The sequence below is a fragment of the Flavobacterium cyanobacteriorum genome (genome assembly GCF_002251835.1).
Lineage (GTDB): Bacteria > Bacteroidota > Bacteroidia > Flavobacteriales > Flavobacteriaceae > Flavobacterium > Flavobacterium cyanobacteriorum.
On the sequence record NZ_NOXV01000253.1, the window covers coordinates 1 to 20,955 of the forward strand.

Annotated in this window: 22 protein-coding genes; 6 read left to right on the forward strand and 16 right to left on the reverse strand. The window is 41.6% G+C overall.

What is annotated here, in order from left to right:
• Nucleotides 1–46: 46 nt before the first annotated feature.
• From CHU92_RS08025 to mnmE, 8 genes are all read right to left on the reverse strand, one after another.
• On the reverse strand, nt 47–1,321 hold the full coding sequence (locus tag CHU92_RS08025; protein ID WP_094414393.1) for a DUF6965 family protein: 1,275 nt from the start codon (nt 1,319–1,321) through the stop codon (nt 47–49).
• Between the two features lie 63 nt (nt 1,322–1,384).
• Entirely contained in the window at nt 1,385–2,515 is a 1,131-nt protein-coding gene (locus tag CHU92_RS08030) for an AAA family ATPase (protein ID WP_094414395.1), read from the reverse strand.
• Nucleotides 2,516–2,518: 3 nt separating this feature from the next.
• Nucleotides 2,519–2,845, reverse strand: coding sequence for a helix-turn-helix domain-containing protein (locus CHU92_RS08035; protein ID WP_094414397.1), 327 nt, complete (start codon nt 2,843–2,845; stop codon nt 2,519–2,521).
• 91 nt (nt 2,846–2,936) lie between these two features.
• Nucleotides 2,937–3,872, reverse strand: a complete 936-nt coding sequence (locus tag CHU92_RS08040) for a hypothetical protein (RefSeq protein ID WP_094414399.1) — start codon at nt 3,870–3,872, stop codon at nt 2,937–2,939.
• Nucleotides 3,873–3,893: 21 nt separating this feature from the next.
• Nucleotides 3,894–5,036 carry a tyrosine-type recombinase/integrase gene (locus CHU92_RS08045; protein ID WP_094414401.1) on the reverse strand — a complete coding sequence of 381 codons (1,143 nt, stop codon included), beginning with the start codon at nt 5,034–5,036 and terminating at the stop codon, nt 3,894–3,896.
• A gap of 64 nt (nt 5,037–5,100) precedes the next feature.
• The gene (locus CHU92_RS08050; RefSeq protein WP_094414402.1) at nt 5,101–5,505 is read right to left on the reverse strand and encodes a hypothetical protein; all 405 of its coding nucleotides are present in this window, start codon (nt 5,503–5,505) and stop codon (nt 5,101–5,103) included.
• A 20-nt stretch (nt 5,506–5,525) separates the two neighbouring features.
• A complete protein-coding gene (locus CHU92_RS08055) occupies nt 5,526–6,119 on the reverse strand; it encodes a helix-turn-helix domain-containing protein (RefSeq protein WP_094414404.1) in 594 nt (197 codons plus the stop codon).
• A gap of 237 nt (nt 6,120–6,356) precedes the next feature.
• The gene (gene mnmE / locus CHU92_RS08060) at nt 6,357–7,745 is read right to left on the reverse strand and encodes a tRNA uridine-5-carboxymethylaminomethyl(34) synthesis GTPase MnmE (RefSeq protein WP_094414406.1); all 1,389 of its coding nucleotides are present in this window, start codon (nt 7,743–7,745) and stop codon (nt 6,357–6,359) included.
• A gap of 134 nt (nt 7,746–7,879) precedes the next feature.
• Here mnmE and CHU92_RS08065 point away from each other — a divergent pair, with 134 nt between their 5' ends.
• A complete protein-coding gene (locus CHU92_RS08065; RefSeq protein ID WP_165764615.1) occupies nt 7,880–8,719 on the forward strand; it encodes a universal stress protein in 840 nt (279 codons plus the stop codon).
• Nucleotides 8,720–9,236: 517 nt separating this feature from the next.
• On the forward strand, nt 9,237–10,085 hold the full coding sequence (locus CHU92_RS08075) for an alpha/beta fold hydrolase (protein WP_094414412.1): 849 nt from the start codon (nt 9,237–9,239) through the stop codon (nt 10,083–10,085).
• Nucleotides 10,086–10,238: 153 nt separating this feature from the next.
• Here the strand turns inward: CHU92_RS08075 and dnaN are convergent, their stop codons facing one another.
• From dnaN to CHU92_RS08105, 6 genes are all read right to left on the reverse strand, one after another.
• Nucleotides 10,239–11,357 carry a DNA polymerase III subunit beta gene (gene dnaN, locus CHU92_RS08080; protein WP_094414414.1) on the reverse strand — a complete coding sequence of 373 codons (1,119 nt, stop codon included), beginning with the start codon at nt 11,355–11,357 and terminating at the stop codon, nt 10,239–10,241.
• A gap of 92 nt (nt 11,358–11,449) precedes the next feature.
• The gene (gene gldG, locus CHU92_RS08085) at nt 11,450–13,249 is read right to left on the reverse strand and encodes a gliding motility-associated ABC transporter substrate-binding protein GldG (protein ID WP_094414416.1); all 1,800 of its coding nucleotides are present in this window, start codon (nt 13,247–13,249) and stop codon (nt 11,450–11,452) included.
• Entirely contained in the window at nt 13,249–13,974 is a 726-nt protein-coding gene (gene gldF, locus CHU92_RS08090) for a gliding motility-associated ABC transporter permease subunit GldF (protein ID WP_094414418.1), read from the reverse strand. Before gldF ends, gldG begins: the two co-directional genes overlap by 1 nt.
• Entirely contained in the window at nt 13,971–14,798 is an 828-nt protein-coding gene (locus tag CHU92_RS08095) for a class I SAM-dependent methyltransferase (protein ID WP_094414420.1), read from the reverse strand. Before CHU92_RS08095 ends, gldF begins: the two co-directional genes overlap by 4 nt.
• A gap of 5 nt (nt 14,799–14,803) precedes the next feature.
• Nucleotides 14,804–15,100 (reverse strand): putative quinol monooxygenase, encoded by a 297-nt coding sequence (locus CHU92_RS08100; RefSeq protein WP_094414422.1) that lies wholly within the window; start codon nt 15,098–15,100, stop codon nt 14,804–14,806.
• 15 nt (nt 15,101–15,115) lie between these two features.
• Nucleotides 15,116–15,946, reverse strand: coding sequence for an SAM hydrolase/SAM-dependent halogenase family protein (locus tag CHU92_RS08105; RefSeq protein WP_094414424.1), 831 nt, complete (start codon nt 15,944–15,946; stop codon nt 15,116–15,118).
• 104 nt (nt 15,947–16,050) lie between these two features.
• On the opposite strand from CHU92_RS08105, the gene CHU92_RS08110 reads away from it, so the two are divergent.
• Nucleotides 16,051–16,998, forward strand: coding sequence for a PhoH family protein (locus CHU92_RS08110; RefSeq protein WP_094414426.1), 948 nt, complete (start codon nt 16,051–16,053; stop codon nt 16,996–16,998).
• On the opposite strand, the gene CHU92_RS08115 is transcribed toward CHU92_RS08110, so the two are convergent.
• Nucleotides 16,995–17,315 (reverse strand): hypothetical protein, encoded by a 321-nt coding sequence (locus CHU92_RS08115; protein ID WP_129583032.1) that lies wholly within the window; start codon nt 17,313–17,315, stop codon nt 16,995–16,997. The genes CHU92_RS08110 and CHU92_RS08115 overlap by 4 nt on opposite strands.
• 190 nt (nt 17,316–17,505) lie before the next feature.
• On the opposite strand from CHU92_RS08115, the gene CHU92_RS08120 reads away from it, so the two are divergent.
• Together CHU92_RS08120 and CHU92_RS08125 are read left to right on the forward strand one after the other, a co-directional pair.
• Entirely contained in the window at nt 17,506–18,453 is a 948-nt protein-coding gene (locus CHU92_RS08120) for a phosphoribosylaminoimidazolesuccinocarboxamide synthase (protein ID WP_094414429.1), read from the forward strand.
• Nucleotides 18,454–18,676: 223 nt separating this feature from the next.
• Nucleotides 18,677–19,066 (forward strand): ankyrin repeat domain-containing protein, encoded by a 390-nt coding sequence (locus tag CHU92_RS08125; protein ID WP_094414431.1) that lies wholly within the window; start codon nt 18,677–18,679, stop codon nt 19,064–19,066.
• Between the two features lie 49 nt (nt 19,067–19,115).
• Here CHU92_RS08125 and CHU92_RS08130 read toward each other — a convergent pair whose 3' ends face one another.
• The gene (locus tag CHU92_RS08130) at nt 19,116–20,204 is read right to left on the reverse strand and encodes a M42 family metallopeptidase (protein ID WP_094414433.1); all 1,089 of its coding nucleotides are present in this window, start codon (nt 20,202–20,204) and stop codon (nt 19,116–19,118) included.
• A 79-nt stretch (nt 20,205–20,283) separates the two neighbouring features.
• Between CHU92_RS08130 and CHU92_RS08135 the strand changes: the two genes are divergently transcribed.
• Nucleotides 20,284–20,946: a DUF4294 domain-containing protein gene (locus CHU92_RS08135; RefSeq protein ID WP_094414435.1), complete on the forward strand. Its 663-nt coding sequence runs from the start codon at nt 20,284–20,286 to the stop codon at nt 20,944–20,946.
• Nucleotides 20,947–20,955: the final 9 nt, after the last annotated feature.

A 20,955-nucleotide genomic window follows, 5' to 3' on the forward strand; every position in this document is an offset into this window, starting at 1 on the left:
TGTTTTAAAGTAGCTTTCAAGGCTTTCAATTTCTTTTGTTTTCATATTAATTCAAATTTGTGGTTAATACTTGTTTCAATTCCTGTAATCGGTTGAGGTATGGTAAAAAGGTTCGTTTGCCGTTGTTCGCTTTCACGGTGGCAAAGTGGCTTTCAATGAATTGGGAACAATCCGTTATTGTGCTGCACCTGTTCAGCTTTACGGGTTGGGTTGGTAGTGCTATTCCTGTAAAGTAGTTTTCAAGTTCGGTAATATCCTGTTCCCAGTTTTCGGGCTTTGGTTGTTCGGGCTTATTGAAATAGTAAACAGGTTCGGGCTGTTCAAACGGTTTCACCTCAACCAATGGTTGAACGGCTGGGGGTGGTTCGGTGGCTTCGGGTTCAGGTAGGGCAAAGGCTTTGTAATCATATTTTATTAAATAGTCGGCAAGGTCAAACCCTTGTTTCCTTTCTGCTTCGGTGGCTTTACGTTCCAGTAAATCGGAAACAGTGAACTGGGCAAGGTGTGAAAGTTCCTTTGCCTTGCTGCTCCATTTGTCAAACCCGTTGAGGTCGGGAAATAGTGTAACAGTTCGCCCCTTTAGTATGCTGCACTTTTCAGCGTTCAGGTTGGTAAGGCTGCCAACGGCAACCCAAATAAACTGGGGCAAATAACCGCTGGCAATTACAGCCGTTTTTTCGCTTTCAACTATGGCAACGGGTTTTGTTTTATCAATTAGTAAGTGTTCACCAAACAAACATTGCCTTAACTCAAATTCAGGCTGTTTGAGGGCTTTGTGTACCCAGTAAACAGGTAGTTCAAGGTTCTTTACTCTTTTGCCTGTGGTGGGGCTGTAAAGCATTATTTTGCCCGTTCTTACTTTGCCCTGTGTATCTATTTGCCAAAATACCGTTGCACCGTTCCAATGTTTTGAGGTGGCAATGAAATAACGGCTTACCAGTTGGCTGGCAACCTCAACCCCGAACAGGTTAATAAGGAACTGTACAAAGTGGTTCGTTTCGTGTGCTTTCAGGCTGGCTTTGAATACCTCAACGGGAATGAATGAAACGGGCTTTGGTAGTGGTGTAACAGGTCGGGGCTTGTATGCTTTGGGCTGGGGTGTATCAAATGAAATACTGTTATCCTGAAAATACTGTTTCGGGGTGTAGTGGTGTCCGCAATTACTTTCACGGTTGCACCTGCCAACGGTGGGGTGTATGTGTTCGCCTGTTTCTGTATCAATGTAAAGTGAAAAGGTTTTATCCCTTTGCTGGCAACTGGGGCAACGGTAACGGGTATTCATTCCCTTGTATGGTTCAAGTATGTATTTATGTTCCTTCATTTTCAACCTTTTAAGTGTAACGGATGTAACAAGTGTAACAGTTGTAACAGGGTGTTACAGGTGTTACAGCGTGTTACAGTCCTTTAAAATTCTACTTACTTTCATATGAGAAATACCCAGTTCAGCCCCTATTTCCCGAAGGCTTCGCCCTTGCTGCTTTAGTTCGTTTACCTTTTCGTTCAGGTTTTCTTTGTCCTTTTCGGTGTGCTGTTTCAGGTGTTCCCGTTCCGTTCCGAAATTGACAAACTCAAACTGCAAAAAGTTAAAGGGCTTATCAATTTGGCAAATACAAACATTTTCGGCATCGTAAATCTGTTCGGTGTTCCTTTGCTTAATTTGTTTCAGGTAGCGTAAATTTTTGTCGCTGTGGCTTTCACCGATTGAAAAGGAACTATCACAAAAGTTTATTAGCATCTTACTGCCTTGTAAATCATTTCGGGTAATTGGTTTTGATAAGTCCCTTTTTGGTGTGTGTGCAAGTGCTAAAATTGAAAGTCCGTATTTGTTTTTTAACGCTTTCAAATGCTTCATTAAGGGCAAAGCATCTTTAGCCTTTTCAGTTTCATTTTTCAGATAAGTAAGGTTATCAATGATTAAAACCTTTGCCCCTGTTTCGGTAATGCTTCGTTCCAATGAATGGTTGAGGTAATCCTCAAAGGTTTGGGCTTCGGGAATTACAGCATCGGGGTTTATTTCAACCCGTATAAAGTTGTTATCAAAGTTGTAATGCTGTTCAAACCTTATTGAATATCGGTTTTCAAATTGTTTGTCGCTTAACTCAAAATCAAAATACAAAATTGGTTGCTTTGGTGTTTCCAGTTTAAAGCCCCGTATCTGTTCGCCCTTGCTTATGCTGTTACCAATTTGCACGGCTAAAATTGACTTACCTAAATTGGTGTCGGCAAACAAAATACATAGTTCACCCTCAAACCAAAATTCACCAAAAAGCATTTTCGGAATAGGTCGGGTTTTCGCTTGTTCAATCCAACGGCTGGCTGTTTTTACGGTGAACAGTCCTTTACTTTCTTTGGCTTCGTTACCTTGCTTTAAAAGCTGTTCTTCTTCGGTTTTAATATCCTCAACCCCTATACCGTATTTATCAAATTCAAACGCTGGGGTAATGGTGTTTAAATTCGTATCTTTATTCCCGTCTTTAGTGCTTAACTTATTAGGGGTTTGGTTATGTTCCTGCATAGCTTACCCCTTTTTAGTTTTTAAATACTGTTCGGCTTCGCTGGCTGTTTCTGCCAACGTCTTTTTTCTGCCTTGCTTCAAATAATTGATTAACTCAACTTTTGAAAAGTAACAGCGCTTTGAACGCTTCATTACGGGCAATTCGCCTTTACTTATTAAAGTGTAAACGGTGGGAACTGAAAGGCTCAAAAATTTAGCCGTGTCCTGAACTGTTAAAAGTTCGTCTGTTTCGGGTTGTTCGCCCTGCTCTTTTGGTGTGTGTTTGAGGTCGAGCAATAAGGTTTCAATATTGTTTAACCTTGCCTCAATTACTTCAAATGGATTATTCATTTTACTACATTTTTAATGTTATGCAGCAAATGAATAAAGTGGTTTTGGTGGTCTAAAAAGTGTTTTCGGTGGTTTTGGTGGTGGTCTTTATTTACTTAGTTTGAGTAGTGAAATACTTATACAAATTGCTTTTCAAAATATTGCTTTCATCAAACTGAACATCGGTGAACAATGAAATATTATGCTTTGCAAATTGCAAAAGTTCCTTTTCAACTCCTTTGCCTTTTGCTTCAAATATTCTATTCAAAGCCCAGCCGAACAGCTTTTTGTTTGGTCTGCCATTTATCTGTATAGGTTTTGAAAGTGTCGGGAATTTGCCTCTTTCAAAGTATTGTATTAGTGCTGAAACTAAATTTTTATAGTCTGCTTCATTCATTTTTTCTTTAAACTCAAATAACCAATCCTCAATAGTGGAAAGGGTAAAATCATTTTCTGTTTGTTGCTCCTGCTCCGTTTTCGTTTCGGTTTGTTGAGGTGGCAAATTGTGTTCGCACTTATCAAACGTGGCAAACAGTCGGGGGTATTTCTTTACTTGTTCCTCAACCTTGTTTACTATTCCTGAATAGTAGCCAAATTCTTTTACAGCTTTATGGGTTAAAATAATCGGGTATTGTTTCTTAACATAGCCCCAGCCTTCATTTATTCCAGTATGCTGAACGTGAAAAAAGTTTAAGTGAATATCCCTTACATACTGTTCAGCGTTTGCCCCGTAAAGGGTGTTCGGTGAAACCTTAAATTCAGTTTCAAAATATTGTTCGCCCTCTTTGTATGCTTCAATGTATGTTTTGAGGTATTCCCAGCCGTTTACTATGGTTTCGGTTTGGGTGTCCATGTTCCGGGCTGGCAATTCCTTTGAGGTGAATATAACCGCTAATTCAGGGGTGTAAATCTTTACGGTGTAGGTGTCTGCTTTCACAATAAAACAGCCGTTGTTTTCAATCTGACTTTTAAGGCTTTTGTAAGGGTGTTTGGTTTGTTCCTGTTCCTCAAAAAAGGTGGTAAGCCAAAACCTTGTATCTTTTATCATTTGTCTTTAATGCTTAATAGGTTAAAAATCTAATTGTATTTTGTCGGCTGCTTCACGTTTGGTTTGGTCTATAATCTTTGCGTAAATCTGTGTGGTTTTCAATTCACGGTGTCCCAGCATTTTTGAAACGGTGTAAATATCTGTTCCCTTTGATAGTTGCAAGGTGGCAAACGTGTGTCTGAAACAATGAAAGGTTATATCCTTTGTTATTCCTGCTGCTCCAATCCATTGGTACAAGTGTTTGTTTTCGTATGCTGAATAAGTAAGCCCCTCAAATACTTTGTCGGTGGGTTCTTTGCGTTCACCCAGTAAGCTGTAAGCCTGTTCAGAAATAGGCATCATTTCAACCCCTTTTGTTTTTTGCTGTTTGAACTGTATAAAATACCCGTTGCCCTCTATGTATTCCAGTTCGCCCCAAACAAGGTTTTTAATATCCGAAAACCTCAACCCTGTGAGGGCTGAAAACAGGGCTGCACGTTTCAACAAAGGGTTATTACATTCTGTTTTAACAAGGCTGTTCAGTTCCTCAATGGTTAAAAAATTCCTTCGGGTTTCTGCCTGTTTTATGGGTTCAATTTTTGCGTTCAGGTCGGTGGTTAAATACCCGTCTTTATACGCTTGTTTCAGGGTTGCTTTCAGCTTATTAAAATAGGAAACGGCTGAATTTTGGGCAAGGGTTGTTTTGCTGCTCTTATTGCTTTTGGTAGTGAGTAAATACTCTTTAAACTCATTACAAAACTTTTCGTTGAGGTCGGCAAACTTCAAATTTCCCTTTGTAAATGTTTCAAGGTAATTGTAAGCTGAAACCCAGTTATCATGGTTACTGGCTTTGCGTTTGTCGGCAAGGCTTTTAAAGTAGGTAACAAAATTCTGTTCGCCCTGCTCTTTAATTCGTTTCTGTTCCAGTTCGTACCCCGTGTAAATTTCGGGTTTGTTGAGGTGGTTTTCTTTTTTCTGCCTTATCTGTTCGGCAAGCTGTAAAGTTTCTTTGTTATGCTGTTTATCAATCGGGTTCTTTGCCTTATCAAAAAGGTACAGCCCTAAAAATTCCCTTCGGGTTGGTTCGCCTGTTTCGGGGTGTGGTATGGCTGGGTAAAAATCTAAATACAGGCTTTGCCTGTTCCCTGAAATTGCCTTTTGTCTTAACTTAACTTTTGTTGCCATTGTCTTTTGTGCTTTGGTGTAACAGTTGTAACAGTTGTAACAGTCTGTTACGGTGTTACAGTTGTTACAGTAATCCTTTACTTTTCAATACAGCCGTTTCAATTTCAATGCTTTCGGCTGTGGTTTCGTCATCTTCACCAATCAAAGGGTGTTCAAAATGTTCGTCATCGTTGTAATACTCAACCAATGAAAGGGTAATGCTGAACGCTGCATTTTTACCAAACTCAAAATATTGAGGGGCTGCAAATGGTAGAAAGTATTTACCCTGTTCCAATCCTTCCAGCCTTTCCCAGTAATACTTTTCTGCTTCGGTTTTGCATTTCAGTAAATCTTTGCCCTCAAATTTCTGTTCGTGGGTGAATGGTTTGTTTTTACCGTCATCCATCTGAAACGTGGTAACGTGTTCCCTAACTAAATAAAAGTAGTCGGGTTCGGTTTTCTCTAAATTCCTGTTTACAAATTCAATCATTGGTATTTTATTTTAATGGTTTAACTCAATAGTTTATCAATTACCGTTTTCGGAACGTATGCAAACCAGCCCTTTTTTATTTTGGGTATGCTGTTTCGTTTGATAAGGTTTTGTAAGGCTGTTTCTGAAATACCGTATTTGTCCTGTACTTCGGTAAGGTTGTAACAGTCGGCAATATCAAAGCCCCCAGCCTGCACCCAGTTGTTTAATTCCTGCTTTTGTGTTTCGGGTATGCCTTCGGGCTGTGTTCGGTTGGTTGGCTCTTTAAATAGTTTGTCAAGGTCTGAACGCTTTACAATAGTTTTCTTTATTAAAATGTTTGTCGCTTTCAGCTTACCAGTATTTATAAGGTTGTAAACATTTTGTCGGGAACAGCCGATTAACTTTGAAACCTGTGTTACTGTTAAAAACTCCCTTGCTTTCAGTTCCTCAATAGGTTGGTTCTTTATTCGCTGTGTTTCCTTATTGCTTTGCTCAACCTTACCAGCCCTTTGTTTGGCTTTGTATGCTGCACTATTGCAACGGTGTGAACAGTACAGCGTGGTGGTGGTTCGGGCTGTGAACTCCTTACCGCAATGCTGGCAAATTCGTTGTACCTGAATATTTGAACTCATTTTGTACTATCCTGTATTAAAGTGTTTAAAAGTGTCAAGTTTGTAAACCTAAAAAATGGGTTGAGGTACAAATTTGACTTTCAACCCATAGTAAGGTACAGCAAAGGTACAAATATTCCATAAATAAACAAGTAACAACGCAAAAGAAACCTATATCTTTAAGCATTAAAAAAGCCCTGTATTATAGGGCTTTGTATGGGTTTCTTATTGGTTTGGTGTTTGGTTGTTTTGTGGTGGTTACTTTCCGATACAAAACTTCAAAAAAATATTCCCGAGCAGTTCATCATTAGATACCTGCCCCGTTATTTCGCCGAAATAGTACAAAGCCTGCCTTATATCAATAGCCATGAGGTCGGCTGATAATCCTGAATTGAGCCCAAACTGTACTTTTTGTACTTCTTCCAGGGCTTTAAGTAAAGAGTTATAATGGCGGGTATTGGTAATTATTGTTTCATTATTCCGCAACGCGCCTGTGCTCACAAATGATAAAAGTTTTTCCCTGAGTCCATCAATGCCTTTGTTTTCTCTTGCGGAAATAAATAATACATCAGGAATTAGTGAAGTGAGCTGAGCCTTTTCGCTTTCGGAATATAAATCGGCCTTGTTGGCAATTGTTAAAAACATTTTTTGGGGATACTGGTTCCTGATTTTGTTTATTTCCTGCATTATGAGTTGCGGGTTTTCCCCTTCAGTCAACCTGGGTATCATGTAAATGACCACCTGCGCTTTTTCAATTTTTTCAAATGTTTTTTTTATGCCGATGCTCTCCACTACATCTTTTGTTTCACGTATACCTGCTGTATCAATAAAACGGAAGGCAATCCCTCCGATAACAAGTTCGTCTTCTATAGTATCGCGTGTAGTGCCCGCAATATCACTTACTATGGCCCGCTCTTCATTCAACAGCGTATTCAGCAGTGTTGATTTGCCCACATTAGGTTCGCCCGCTATGGCTACAGGAATACCATTTTTTATAACATTACCTACCGCGAAAGAATCAATAAGCCTCTTCAGTACAAATTCAATACGGTTCAGAAGCTCATGAAATTGTGACCTGTCAGCAAATTCAACATCTTCTTCAGAAAAATCCAGTTCAAGCTCAATAAGTGAGGCAAAATTCAACAGTTCTTCACGCAGTTTTGCTATTTCATTGCTAAATCCGCCCCGCATTTGCTGCATAGCAACCTGATGGCTGGCCTCGTTGTCGCTGGCTATAAGGTCGGCTACTGCTTCGGCCTGGCTCAGGTCCAGCTTGCCGTTCAGGAAAGCGCGCAAGGTAAATTCGCCTGCATCGGCCATGCGGCAGCCTTTGCGAAGCAATAACTGTATAATTTGTTGCTGTATGTAGCCGGAGCCGTGACAGGAAATCTCTACGGTATTTTCGCCAGTGTAGGAATGAGGCCCCTTAAAAAGGGATAATAATACCTGGTCGTATATTTTTCCATCGTCTGTTATAGTGCCAAGGTGTATGGTATGTGAGCGCTGCCGGATAATATCTTTGCCGGATACGGACTCGAAAACACCTGAAACTACAGTAATGGCTTCAGGCCCTGAAACGCGTATAACAGCAATGGCTCCAGTACCAGAGGGAGTGGCTAGCGCAACAATAGTATCCTGTAGTGTCATCAGCTTTTTTTGCAAAGATACATTTTAAAACAAAAGCCCCTCAAAGCCCTTTGCGGATTAATGTTCTGTTAAGCATTTTTGTATATCGTAAGAAAAAAGATATTTTTTATACCTTTATGAAAAACATACCAGCCATGAAACAAATCCTTTTCCCTACTGATTTTTCTGAAGCGGCACGTACAGCTTTTTTGTATGCCCTGCGATTTGCTGATTCATTTAATGCCGATCTGGTAGTACTTCACGTATATGACCTGCCTATTGTAGAAACCCCGCCATTACCAGAATCAACAAAGGAAATATTTGATATAGTGGAAATGAACCAGTTTGAGAGTTTCAGGGAGCAGTTGCCGCACATGCACGAAGTAGCCGAAAGGCACAACCTGGGCCATGTGAAAATGCGCAACATCCTGCTGTATGGCGACCTTATATACAATATTAATAAGGTGTGCAGGGATGAAAACATTGACTTAATAGTGATGGGTACCAAGGGTGCAACAGGCCTTAAGGAAACATTCCTCGGCTCTACTACGGCTTCGGTGATTTCTAATGTGGATGTCCCCGTGCTTGGAATACCTGCCGAGGCAGAATACCACCCCATACAGAAAATTGGCTTTACCACCCAATACAAAGATAAAGACAATGAAGCGCTGGCGGAGGCATTGGAGATTGCCAAAAAATTTAATGCCCGGACTGAATGCCTGTACATCACGCATAATGATGGCCCTGTTGATGTCAGTGAACGGATGGAAAACTGGAAGTTGCACTATAAAGATTACAATATTGGTTTCTACAGTATTGAAGGCGATGATATAGAGCAATCTATTTTAAATTTTATTGAGGCCAACACAATAGACATGCTGGTAATGCGCAGCCATAAGCGTGGTTTCTTTGAAAGTTTATTCCACAAGAGCCTTACTAAGAAAATGGCTTACCACAGCCATATACCGCTTCTTATTTATCATGATAATAAATAGCCGTTGGATTGGGTGGCGCAACAATCTTTACAGCGGTTCAAGAAAATTTGCCACTTGCAGCAAGTAATGCTGAGAATGCCGCGTTTTTAATAAATTCAATATCATCATTACAGATGGCTGCAAGTATTGCTACAGGTATATACTGGCGTTTGGGTTTAGCCCCGATGGAAGCGGCATCCTCCGCGCCGCCGCGCTTATGGCGGCGCGGAGATATAGTGACAGCGGGACATATGCCTGCAAAAGTGCGCATAGCCGGCTGCTCCTGATACCCGGTATGACGGGCAGAATTGATGTTGTAATAGCCCTGCGGGATTATTTTTATNTGACAGCGGGACATATGCCTGCAAAAGTGCGCATAGCCGGCTGCTCCTGATACCCGGTATGACGGGCAGAATTGATGTTGTAATAGCCCTGCGGGATTATTTTTATCAATTTCTTAACTACTAAGGATTTCTTAATGAATGGTTTTGTGTTTGCCTTAATAAGTACCTTGATGTGCTAATTTAAATGAACAGCTATGCCTTTTATTACTACAACCTCAGTCAGCCTTTCGGGAAGCGCTGAAGAAGTAACCATTTATTACCAGGATATCGGCCGCGGAAAGCCTGTGATACTGATACACGGCTGGCCACTTAATCACCAGATGTGGGAATACCAGCTGAACGAACTCCCAAGGTATAATATTCGCGTGATAGCGTATGACCGTAGGGGTTTTGGCCTTTCGTCAAGGCCATGGGAAGGATATGATTACGATACTTTTGCAGCCGACCTGAGAGCGCTTATAGTGCACCTTAACCTTACTGGCGTAACTCTTGCGGGTTTTTCGATGGGTGGGGGAGAGGTAGCGCGTTATCTTGCTAAATTTAATGATGATGGCAGGGTAACCAGGGCGGTACTGGTGAGCAGTGTGACGCCATACCTGCTCAAAACAGACAATAACCCTTCCGGGCTGCCTCAGGGGCAATTTGACAGTATCCGTGAGCAGCTGGAAGACAACCGGCCAAAGTTCCTGGCGCAATTCAGTAAAATGTTTTATGGCGTTAACCTGTTTAGCCACCCTGTAAGTGATGAGATACTGCAGCATGACCTTATGCTGGCCATGCAGGCATCGGGATATTCCACTATAAAAGCCATGCAGGCGTGGTCTGCAACCGACTTCAGGGACGACCTGAAAAACATAAATATACCTGTCCTTATAATACACGGGAAGCAAGACCAGACAGTGCCTGTTACGGCTTCGTCTGACCTTACGGCAAAGATGATACCCAATGCGGCATATATTGTCTATGACGATGCGCCACACGGGTTGTACTACACCCATAAACATAAATTCAATGAAGATCTTATAGAATTTATTCTGTCATGATTCTTCTGATAATAATAGAGAAAAAACCGCAACGCTGTAAAGTGTTGCGGTTTTGGTATAAAGGGTTAGTTAAATAGCAGAACCCGGGAAAGGCAAAATTCTTGATTGCAAACTAAACATAGTTTGGGTTTGAAATTGCTTTTCTTGAGGAATTTAATTGTTCAGCATTACCGGCATTACCAGCATAGTAACGGTTTCGCCTTCTTCAAGCCCGTCCACAGGGGTAAGGATGCCTGCACGGTTTGGCAGCGACATTTCGAGCATAATTTCATCGCTATGCAGGTTGTTCAGCATTTCAGTAAGGAAACGTGAATTGAAGCCTATCTGCATGTCATCACCCTGGTAGTCGCAGGTGAGGCGCTCCTCAGCCTTGTTGGAGTAATCAATATCTTCGGCTGAAATATTAAGCTCAGTACCTGCAATCTTAAGGCGTATCTGGTGTGTAGTCTTGTTTGAGAAGATGGCCACACGGCGCACCGAACTAAGGAACTGCACCCTGTCAATCATCAGTTTGTTAGGGTTCTCTTTAGGTATTACGGCCTCATAATTAGGGTATTTACCATCAATAAGGCGGCAGGTAAGCACGTAGTTTTCAAATGAGAAAGTGGCATTAGCCTCGTTATATTCAATTTTTACTTCAGCATCTGAAGCGGAAAGGATGCCTTTGAGGATATTAAGCGGCTTCTTTGGCATTATAAAATCAGTGGCCTGGGAGGCTTTTACATCGGTCCTGGCGTACTTAACCAGCTTGTGCGCATCAGTTGCCACAAATGTAAGGCCATCTGTTGAAAACTGGAAAAAGACGCCTGACATTACGGGCCTTAGGTCATCATTGCCGGCGGCAAAGATAGTTTTGCTTACTGCGGTAGCCAATACATGCGCAGGGACAATGGTTGATGAGGGATCTTCAAGGGTTACGGCTTTAGGGAATTCATCACCCGAGGCATAGGCAAGGGCATATTTACCGCTGTTAGAGCTTATTTCGATTGTGTTATTGTCCTCTACTGTAAAAGTAAGCGGCTGCTCAGGGAATGTTTTAAGAGTTTCCAGTAGCAATTTTGCAGGCACGGCAACACCGCCGGTGCTTTCAGAATCTATTTCGAGCGTGGCCGACATGGTTGTTTCAAGATCGGACGCCGATACTTTCAACTGATTATTATTTAGCTCAAAAAGGAAATTATCTAAAATTGGCAGGGTATTGCTGCTGTTGATAACGCTTCCCAAAACCTGCAGCTGCTTCAGCAAATAGGAACTGGATACTATAAATTTCATTGTCTTTTCTTTAGAATTTTGGTAAAATGTAAAATTTTACTTTTCACAAATATATCGTAAACCAATCAAATACCGCAATTTTTTTATTAACACTACCTGCCGTATTTCCTCCTCCTCAGGTACGTGAACAGGAAACCGGAAACAGCTAAAATTACTATTGGTAATCCGACAGTTATAAACTGCACGATAGTGTAATCAGCATAAACCTTTTCCTTATCCAGCATCGGCAGGTCAACCTCTTTGCTCCTTATGTTAATAAGTCCTGTATCATCGAGCAGGTAGTTAACGCAGTTCATAAGGAACTCCCGGTTATCAAACATATTATTGGTCCACTTATCATAACCAAGCTCCAGCGGGCGGTAGTTTTTGTCGAGCTGGTTCTTTACCACATCGCCATCGGCAACCACTATCATTTTTCCTTCTTTTTCCTCAGTTTTATAAGCCGGGTCTTTAAAGGGCAACAGGCGGTTTTCGTACATTGAGCGAAACCTGCCTTCCAGCAGTACCGATACCGGGATGAGGCCTTTATCTTTGTATTCCTGTGGCGATGTCTTCTCGGCCACCATATCAAGCTGTACTGTTACAGGCGTGCCTACTTTTTTAGAATATTGTGATGATTTAAGCAGGATTGTCTTTTTAACAGAATTCCTGAGCGTATCGATCGGGTTGGCAAATTCAAACCTGATACCGCTCATGTTCTTAACGATGGGATTATCTGTTTCAGGATAAATAAAAGGTGAATATTTCCAGAAGTACTGCTGGTATTGCGTGCCGCTGCCCTGGCCGCCCGTGGCCAGTTTGATAGGGGTTGCCTGCTCATCTTTAATCAGGTCAGGATTTATCCTGAAGCCATATTTAAAGAACATGTCACTTAGGTTAAGGTCACGCGGAAAAGCCAGTGTAGCACCTGATTCATTGTACAGGCTGTCCATCTCTATCTGTACGGCATCAATCATCCATAAGGTTTTCCCCCCGTTTATTATAAACTGGTCCAGTACCTGTTTTTCTTCTTCAGTAAAACGTTCTGTAGGTTTGGCTATAATGGCCAGGTCATACTTTTGCAGCGCCTTTAACGTTGCTATCGGATTTTTGGCTACCGAATCAAGTGTAAAGGGGCCTATATAGTAACTTTCGCGTACCTGCTTTATAAAATCGGCCATCAGTATATCATGAAGTTCGCCGTTACCGCGTATTACAGCTACTTTTTTCTGCTTCTCTTTGGTTACTTTATTAAAGGCATCGGCAAAGGCATATTCCAGGTGTTGTACTGAGCTGACTACTTTTTCGGCTGTAGAAGCCCCCAGCATATTTTTCAGCAAAGGGATCTTTACGCTTTTACCTTTATAAGTTGCGATAGCCCATGGAAACACCAGGGCCTCTGTTTGTTTTCCGCGGTCATTTACCATAATGCTTGCCGGCTTCATGCCGCTTCCTGTAAACGAATCAAATATTGCCTTATCAATATCGTTAATAGAACTGATGCTGTTCTTTATTTCAGTTTCCTCTTTAGTGGAGCGTACCTTGTTATCAATCCTGAAGATGGTATAGATAAGGTTGCGTTTGGTTTCAACCGCACCCTCCGACTCATCCATAGGGTTAAAGAAGGTAAACTTTACATTGGGGTTATAAGCTTCGAACTCCTGGAGCAACTGCCTGGTTTCGTCCTGTAGCCTTTTAAATTCGCCAGGGAATTCACCTTCCAGGAAAACATCTATGTAAAGCGGCTCGTCAACATTCTTTATGATCTTAAGGGAAGTTTCCGAGAGGGTGTAACGCTTATCATGCGTCAGGTCAAAACGCTTAAAGATATAATTGCCTGCAAAATTGATTGTAAGCAGTGCTGCAATAGTAATAACAAGCTGTCTGAGGTTTTTTTGCTTCCTTGTTTCCATTACCCTTTAAGTGTTTTTAGTTTGTAAACCGTGAAGGATAAGAACAAAATGGTTATGCTCAGGAAATAGATAATATCCCTGGTATCAAGCACACCTCGGCTCATGCTCTTAAAATGATAATCCATACCCAGTGATGCCACAAAAGTACCCAGGTTACCGGCAAAGCCTGATATTCCTTCAAACCCGAAGTAAAATATAAAGCAAAGGAATACTGATACTATAAAGGCTACAATCTGGTTATCAGAAAGGGTAGAGGTAAATATACCAATGGCGGTATAGCCTGCGATGAGGAACAACAGCCCGAAGTAGGAGCCCAGTGTACTGCCGAAATCAATGTTACCCGGAGGGTTGCCCAGGCCCTGCAATACAAACACATATATTGCCGTGGGCAGCAACGCCAGAATAATGAGTGTAAAAGCTCCAAAAAACTTGCCGTTCACTATTTCCCATATACTCAAGGGCTTAGTAAACAGCAGTTCAATAGTGCCCTGCTTTTTTTCGTCGGAAAAACTACGCATAGTTACCGCAGGAATAAGAAAAATAAGTATCCAGGGTGCCAGGGTAAAGAAAGGGCTAAGGTCGGCAAAGCCACTATCAAGGATATTGAAATCACCTTCAAAAACCCAAAGGAAGAGCCCGTTGAGCAGGAGGAAGATGGCAATGACCAGATACCCTATCGGCGACCCGAAAAAGGCTTTGATCTCTCGTAATAACAATGCTTTCATTTCTTAAAAATAATTATGTCCTGGTGCTCATTAAGCTCATCAGCAGCGGCGCCCGACCAGTTTCCGCGTATAAAATGGATAACGGTAAGCCCTTTTGATTTGAGCACCTCAAAAATATATTGTTTTTTGTAGCCAACGTTGGCTTCCTTCACATTTTTATCCATTAAAGAATAATTGCCGTAATTATGGGGAAATGTTTTGGAGCCATATTTGCGCATTGCGGCTTCACTATCTTCATCAAGAATGAAGAAGGTGGCAAAGCAAACCCGACCTTCTTTTAGCACCCGCGCTATTTCACCTATATAGTTTTCCATGTCCTGTGGCATCATGTGCGTTAATACCGAGGTAAGGAATACAAAGTCGAAAGCCTTGTCTTCATACGGAAACCTGAACTGTGAGGCCTGCTCCTGCGTATCAAGGTTGTACAGGTCGTTCTTTAGCGGTGTGTGCGTAAACCTGAAGTTAGGATAACGCGCCGTTATGTTCTTCCTGCACCAGTCAACGCCCATTTTTACAATATCAAACCCTTCATAGCTGCCGTCTTTGTCCAGGTATTTTGTAAAAGGCACCGCCATCCTGCCGATTCCCGAACCTATATCCAGCACCCGGCTATGCGGGGTTATACCGCCATACTTAATAAAGTACGAAAAAAATGTTTCGCCTGCACTTAAATAATCACCCCGGCCGGTAAATATCATTCCCTTAGGCGGTACAAGGCTGTCTCTGCGCCTAAACATGTCAGCGGGAAGGTATAGCAGCCTTCGTGCCGCATACCGCATACCTACCGGTAAAGTATAAAATAGCTTTCGTATAATAAAGTTCATTTAGCTTACTGCAGTGTTACCAGCTTGTCCACGCTCCACGCTTCGGGCTTATTATTAAAAAATTGTTTTGTAAAAGCCCATACCTCATTAAAAAGTTCTGACTGCCTGTAGTTTTCAAGGTCCTCCTCGCGTTCCCAGTAACTGTAAGTAAAAAATACCGAGGGGTTCTCCCTGTCCCTGTACAGTTCTAAAAAACGGTTACCGGGAAAGTTTCGTATGTGCCCCTTCACTTTATCAAAATTATCAAGAAAGGCATCCACCTTATCTTCATGAAAACTCATCTTAACTATGCGTACAAACATATGTGTCTTACAGCTTTAATTTTTAAATACAACATTCACCACATCCCTGTATTTAAGTCCCAGCAGCGAACGTGCCGTGCCCACAGTTAAGGGGTTGCTGCGGTAAATGGCTATTTCCAGGAAGCCTGCCTCATTAAACAGGGCCAGTTTTTCGCCTTCATAATCTTTCAGTGAAAAACGCTCGTTAACTGTCCAGTCGCTGTAACCATTTTTTATGGCCCTGATGTTCTTGTTACTGAAGTTAACTTCAAAATCACGTCCTTTGCCTGTTTCTTTTACCATTTTTTGTGTTATGTTGGTCACACAATTGCCAAAATGGTCAATATATACCACATAGCCTTTTATAGAATTCCTGTCTGATGCCGGCACCGGCTGCAGCTCATTGGTTGCTTTTATGGCTGTTATTTCACGGCCTATAACATTCAGCAGGCCGCCCCTGGCAAGGTGGCAGGCTACAGTTACAAATACATCAAGGTCAACGCTTCCTTCGGGCAGGCGGTCGTGTATGTTTATTTCCACCATTTTCTGCGGTACTATTTTTTGCGTCAGGATGCTTAAAATGCCGTTATCAGCGCAGATAAAATAGTGGTCGTTCCACTGCATGGCTATATGCCGGTTCTCTTTAGTAAGCTCGCAGTCTACACCTATAAGGTGTATTGTGCCTTTTGGGAAACTGCTGTAAGCCGCCCCTATAATGTAGCTGGCTTCCGAAACGTTGAACAGGTCGATATGATGTGAAATATCAATAATGGTAGCTTCCCTGTATTCAGAAAGTATCTTACCCTTCAGCGCGCCCACAAAATGGTCGCGAAGCCCAAAATCGGTTGTTAGGGTAATTATTGACATAAAATTGTGTAAAAGTTTTCGCGGGCGATTTTAAAATTTCACTAAATTTGAATGCAAAGCTAACAATTATAAGCTATCAATTTTAATTAAAAATACTACCACACTTGAACGAAAGGACAATTGAACTTAATGATATAGCCCCAAAGGATTTTTGGGGCGCACAGGATGCCCATCTTGAAACCATTAAAAAATACTATCCCAAACTTAAAATAGTAGCACGAGGCACAACCCTTAAAGCATTTGGAGAAAAGGAACTGCTCGATGAATTTGAAACCCGCTTTAAAAGGCTGATGGTGCATTTTTCGCGCTACAATAATATTGATGACAATGTTATTGAAAGGGTGATACAAAGCGACAGTAATGTAGAGCAGATGAACCCTGATGATAAGATACTGGTACACGGGCTTGGCGGTAAGCTTATCAAGGCAATGACCCCCAACCAGCAAAAACTGGTAGATTATGTAAATAAAAACGACATGGTTTTTGCCGTTGGCCCAGCCGGTACCGGTAAAACCTACACCGGGGTAGCCCTTGCCGTTAAGGCGCTCAAAGAAAAGCAGGTGAAGCGAATCATCCTTACCCGCCCGGCGGTAGAAGCAGGGGAGAGCCTTGGTTTTCTTCCCGGGGATATGAAGGAGAAGCTTGACCCTTATATGCAGCCGCTGTATGACGCCCTGCGGGACATGCTGCCGCCTGAAAAGCTTGAAGATTATATACTGAAAGGCATTATACAGATAGCGCCACTGGCCTTTATGCGGGGGCGCACGCTTGACAATGCTTTTGTAATACTGGATGAAGCCCAGAACACCACACACTCGCAAATGAAAATGTTCCTCACGCGTATGGGCCGTAATGCCAAGTTCATGATTACGGGTGACCCCGGCCAGGTTGACCTGCCACGCCGCGTTACATCAGGGCTTAAGGAAGCATTACTTATCCTGAAGAACGTGGAAGGAGTAGGCATTATATATCTTGATGATAAAGATATTGTTCGCCACAGGCTTGTTAAAAAGATCATTGAGGCGTACAAGAGTATTGAGAATCATGATTAAATTTTGTTGTTGACAGTTCCTGAGAAATTAAAGGCTTTTACAGTCATGGCGGATTTTAGTAAACCTTCAACTTCAATAAAAGGTATAAGTATAGTTATTATTACATTACTTATTTTACTTTTTATTCTATGGGATGGAACTGTGGGACAGACATGGGGTATAAATAAAACTATTGGCTGGGCCTTCAGCTTTTGCAATCTTGTTGTTCCTCTTGCATGCATTGCAGCTGTTGTGTATGTATTGGTATATGCTATACTTTCAATATCCAGGCTTAAAGTTAATAAAGTTATATCCATCATTAATTTAATAGTTTCCATACTAATAGGATTTGCAATTTTAGTAAAAGACGAAACTTGGTGCTTTACAGGTATGTGTTTATGTATTGTCTCTGCTTTTTTAATGATCTTCAATATCTTTTATGGCGTTATAGACCGCAAATCATCCCGAATCCGTTATTAACAAATCTTTCCTATTTTTGCACTTCAACTGAACAACAACACAACAATAATGAACACCATCACAGCTACAGATTTTAATTTTCCGGGCCAAAAATCGGTTTACAAAGGCAAGGTAAGGGACGTTTACAACATTAATGATGAACTGCTTGTAATGGTATCCACCGACAGGCTTTCAGCTTTTGATGTGGTTATGCCTAAAGGTATACCGTATAAAGGGCAGATACTGAACCAGATTGCTACCAAATTTATGCGCCTTACCGAGGATATTGTACCTAACTGGCTTATTGATACCCCTGACCCCAATGTTGCCGTAGGACATCTTTGCGAGCCCTTTAAGGTAGAGATGGTAATACGCGGCTACCTTTCGGGGCACGCCGCCCGCGAATATGCCGCGGGTAAAAGGGTGCTTTGTGGTGTAGAGCTTCCGGAAGGGCTGAAGGAGAATGATAAATTTCCGTCACCCATTATTACACCTACTACAAAAGCAGACAGCGGCGAGCATGACAGTGACATATCAAGGACTGATATTATCACTAAAGGCATTGTAACTGAAGAAGAGTATACGGTACTTGAAGACTATACCCGTAAGCTATTTGAAAAAGGTACTGAAATAGCTGCATCACGCGGTCTTATACTGGTTGATACCAAATATGAGTTCGGTAAAACCAAAGACGGCAGGATAGTGCTTATTGATGAAATCCATACACCCGATTCCTCACGTTACTTTTATGCTGATGAATATGAGCAGCGCCAGAACAAAGGCGAGCCCCAAAAACAGCTGAGCAAAGAGTTTGTAAGGCAATGGCTGATTGCTAACGGTTTCCAGGGGAAAGATGGGCAGCAGATACCCGAAATGAACAATGAGTATATTACCAGCGTGTCTGACCGCTACATTGAATTATATGAAAACATAATTGGGGAGAAGTTTGGTAAAGCTGATATTACTGACATAAATAAGCGTATTGAAAAAAATGTACTGGCTTTTTTAGAAGCCTGATCTGGACTTGAATTTATACCTGAACATCCTGCCTGTGCGGGATGTCCGTGTTTTAGTATGCCTGCATAGTAAGATTATGTATGTTAAAAAAATGTTAAATGAAATAATAACGCGTAACGTTCAGCAACTTAGAAGCGTCTACTATAATAAACGGCCTAATCAACCGTGCTGAACTAAACAACATTTTTTAAATTATAAAATCATCAATTAAAAATCAATCATCATGAAAAAAACGATCATTTATTTAGGGCTTGCTCTTGTAGCTTTTGGTAATGTTGCCGTAGCAGCAAATGTTGAAACTGTTGCATCCCGGTTTGAGTTAGTTAGGGAATACAACAACACGACGCCTCTTGCAAAGGCTATTTGCAAAGGAGATGTTGAAGCAGTAAAAAAATTCATTGAGTATGGTGCTGATATCAACGAGAGATCGAACGGTATGACACCTTTAATGCTTGCAGCACGTTATAACAATGTTGAAATCATCAACCTGTTACTGGCTAAAGGCGCTAACGTGAAGGAGAAGGACGAAAGGGGATACAGCGCGCTGAAATATGCTGAGCTTTCTAACGCTAAGCAGGCAATTGACACACTAAAAGCCGCACTTAATGCATAATTTGCAGGAGCCTAAAGAAAGAAAGCACCCGAAAGGGTGCTTTTATTTTTTACCTGTAGTAACTAAAGGTGTCTTTATCCTTCATGTTAAGCAGCGTCTCATAAATAAGCCTGATTACATTTTCAACATCCTCGCGCTGTACCATTTCTACTGTAGTATGCATGTAGCGTAAAGGGAGCGATATTAGCGCCGAAGCCACGCCACCGTTACTGTAAGCAAACGCATCTGTATCGGTGCCTGTTACCCTTGATGATGCCAGCCTCTGGAAAGGGATATTATTTTTTTCCGCAGTCTCAATTATAAGTTCCCTAAGGTTGTTTTGTACTGCCGGGGCATACGTAATTACGGGGCCTTTGCCAATCTGGGTTTCACCTTCTATACGTTTGTCTATCATAGGCGTAGTGCTGTCATGGCATACATCAGTAACTATTGCGGCATGTGGGCGTATGGTTTTAGTGATCATCTCCGCGCCGCGCAGGCCTACTTCTTCCTGTACTGAATTGGTAATATATAGCCCGAAAGGAAGTTTCTTCCCATTTTCGTGCAGCAGCCTTGCCACTTCTGCAATCATGAAGCCTCCTATGCGGTTATCAATGGCCCGGCATACAAATTTATTGCCATTCAGCACCATAAAATCATCAGGGTAGGTTATTACACACCCTACATGGACACCCAGCTTTTCAACCTCTTCCTTAGTTGAGCAGCCAAGGTCAATAAATATATTCTCAATTTTGGCCGGCTCTTCCTTTCCCCGGTTTCGGGTGTGTATCGCAGGCCACCCGAACACACCTTTTACAATGCCGTTCTTAGTATGGATATTAACCCGTTTTGACGGGGCTATCATATGGTCTGACCCGCCGTTTCGTATGACGTAAATAAGCCCGTTTTCCGTAATATAATTTACATACCACGAAATCTCATCGCTGTGGCCTTCAATTACTACTTTGTATACCGCATCAGGATTAATAACGCCTACCGCAGTGCCGTAAGTGTCCGTGATGAAAGTATCTACATATGGCTTCAGGTATTCCATCCATATTTTCTGCCCTTCGGATTCATGTCCTGTCGGCGAGGCATTGTTTAAATATTTCTCAAGAAATGCAATAGAAGAATCGTTCAGTATACTATTTGATGCCATAAATTATTTTTCCGCTAAAATATAAATAACAAAGCATAGTTATGTATAAATGCATAATTTTGGCGTAAATTATTAATTCATGGGTACAAGGGTAATTATATTGTTACTTCTATTATTTTCGGTTGCAGCCCGGGCACAGGATCCTGTTTCGGATACTATAAAGAGGGGTATTGAAAATGACTCAATAGCATTTGATTTATTAATGGACGAAGTAGTTATTTCAAATGTAAAAGATACTGTTTCGCCTGAAATGAAGAAACAGCTCATGATACTGAAGCGAAGGGTCTATAAAGTATATCCTTTTGCAAAAATTGCGGCAGAGAGGCTGACGATGCTCAATGCAAATATGGCGAAGCTAAAAACAGAAAAAGAAAAGAGGAAATATTCAAAGATTGTTGAGAAATACCTGGAAAATGAATTTGAAGCGCAACTTAAAAAACTTTCACGCAAAGAAGGCCAGGTACTAATTAAGTTAATTTACAGGCAGACCGGGCGTACTACCTTCGAACTTATAAAAGAATACAAAAGCGGCTGGAAAGCTTTCTGGTCGAGCAGGATTGCAAAAATGTTTGATCTTGACCTTAAGTCAAAATATAGCCCGGGTACGGTGGCAGAGGATTATTACATAGAAGGTTTTTTGCGCCAGGGATTTGCAGAGCGCCGTCTGGTTAAGCAGGATCCGGCTTTTACAATAGATTATGATGCCCTTACGGAGCAATGGTTAGGTAAGATAAAAAAATAAGCCACCCCA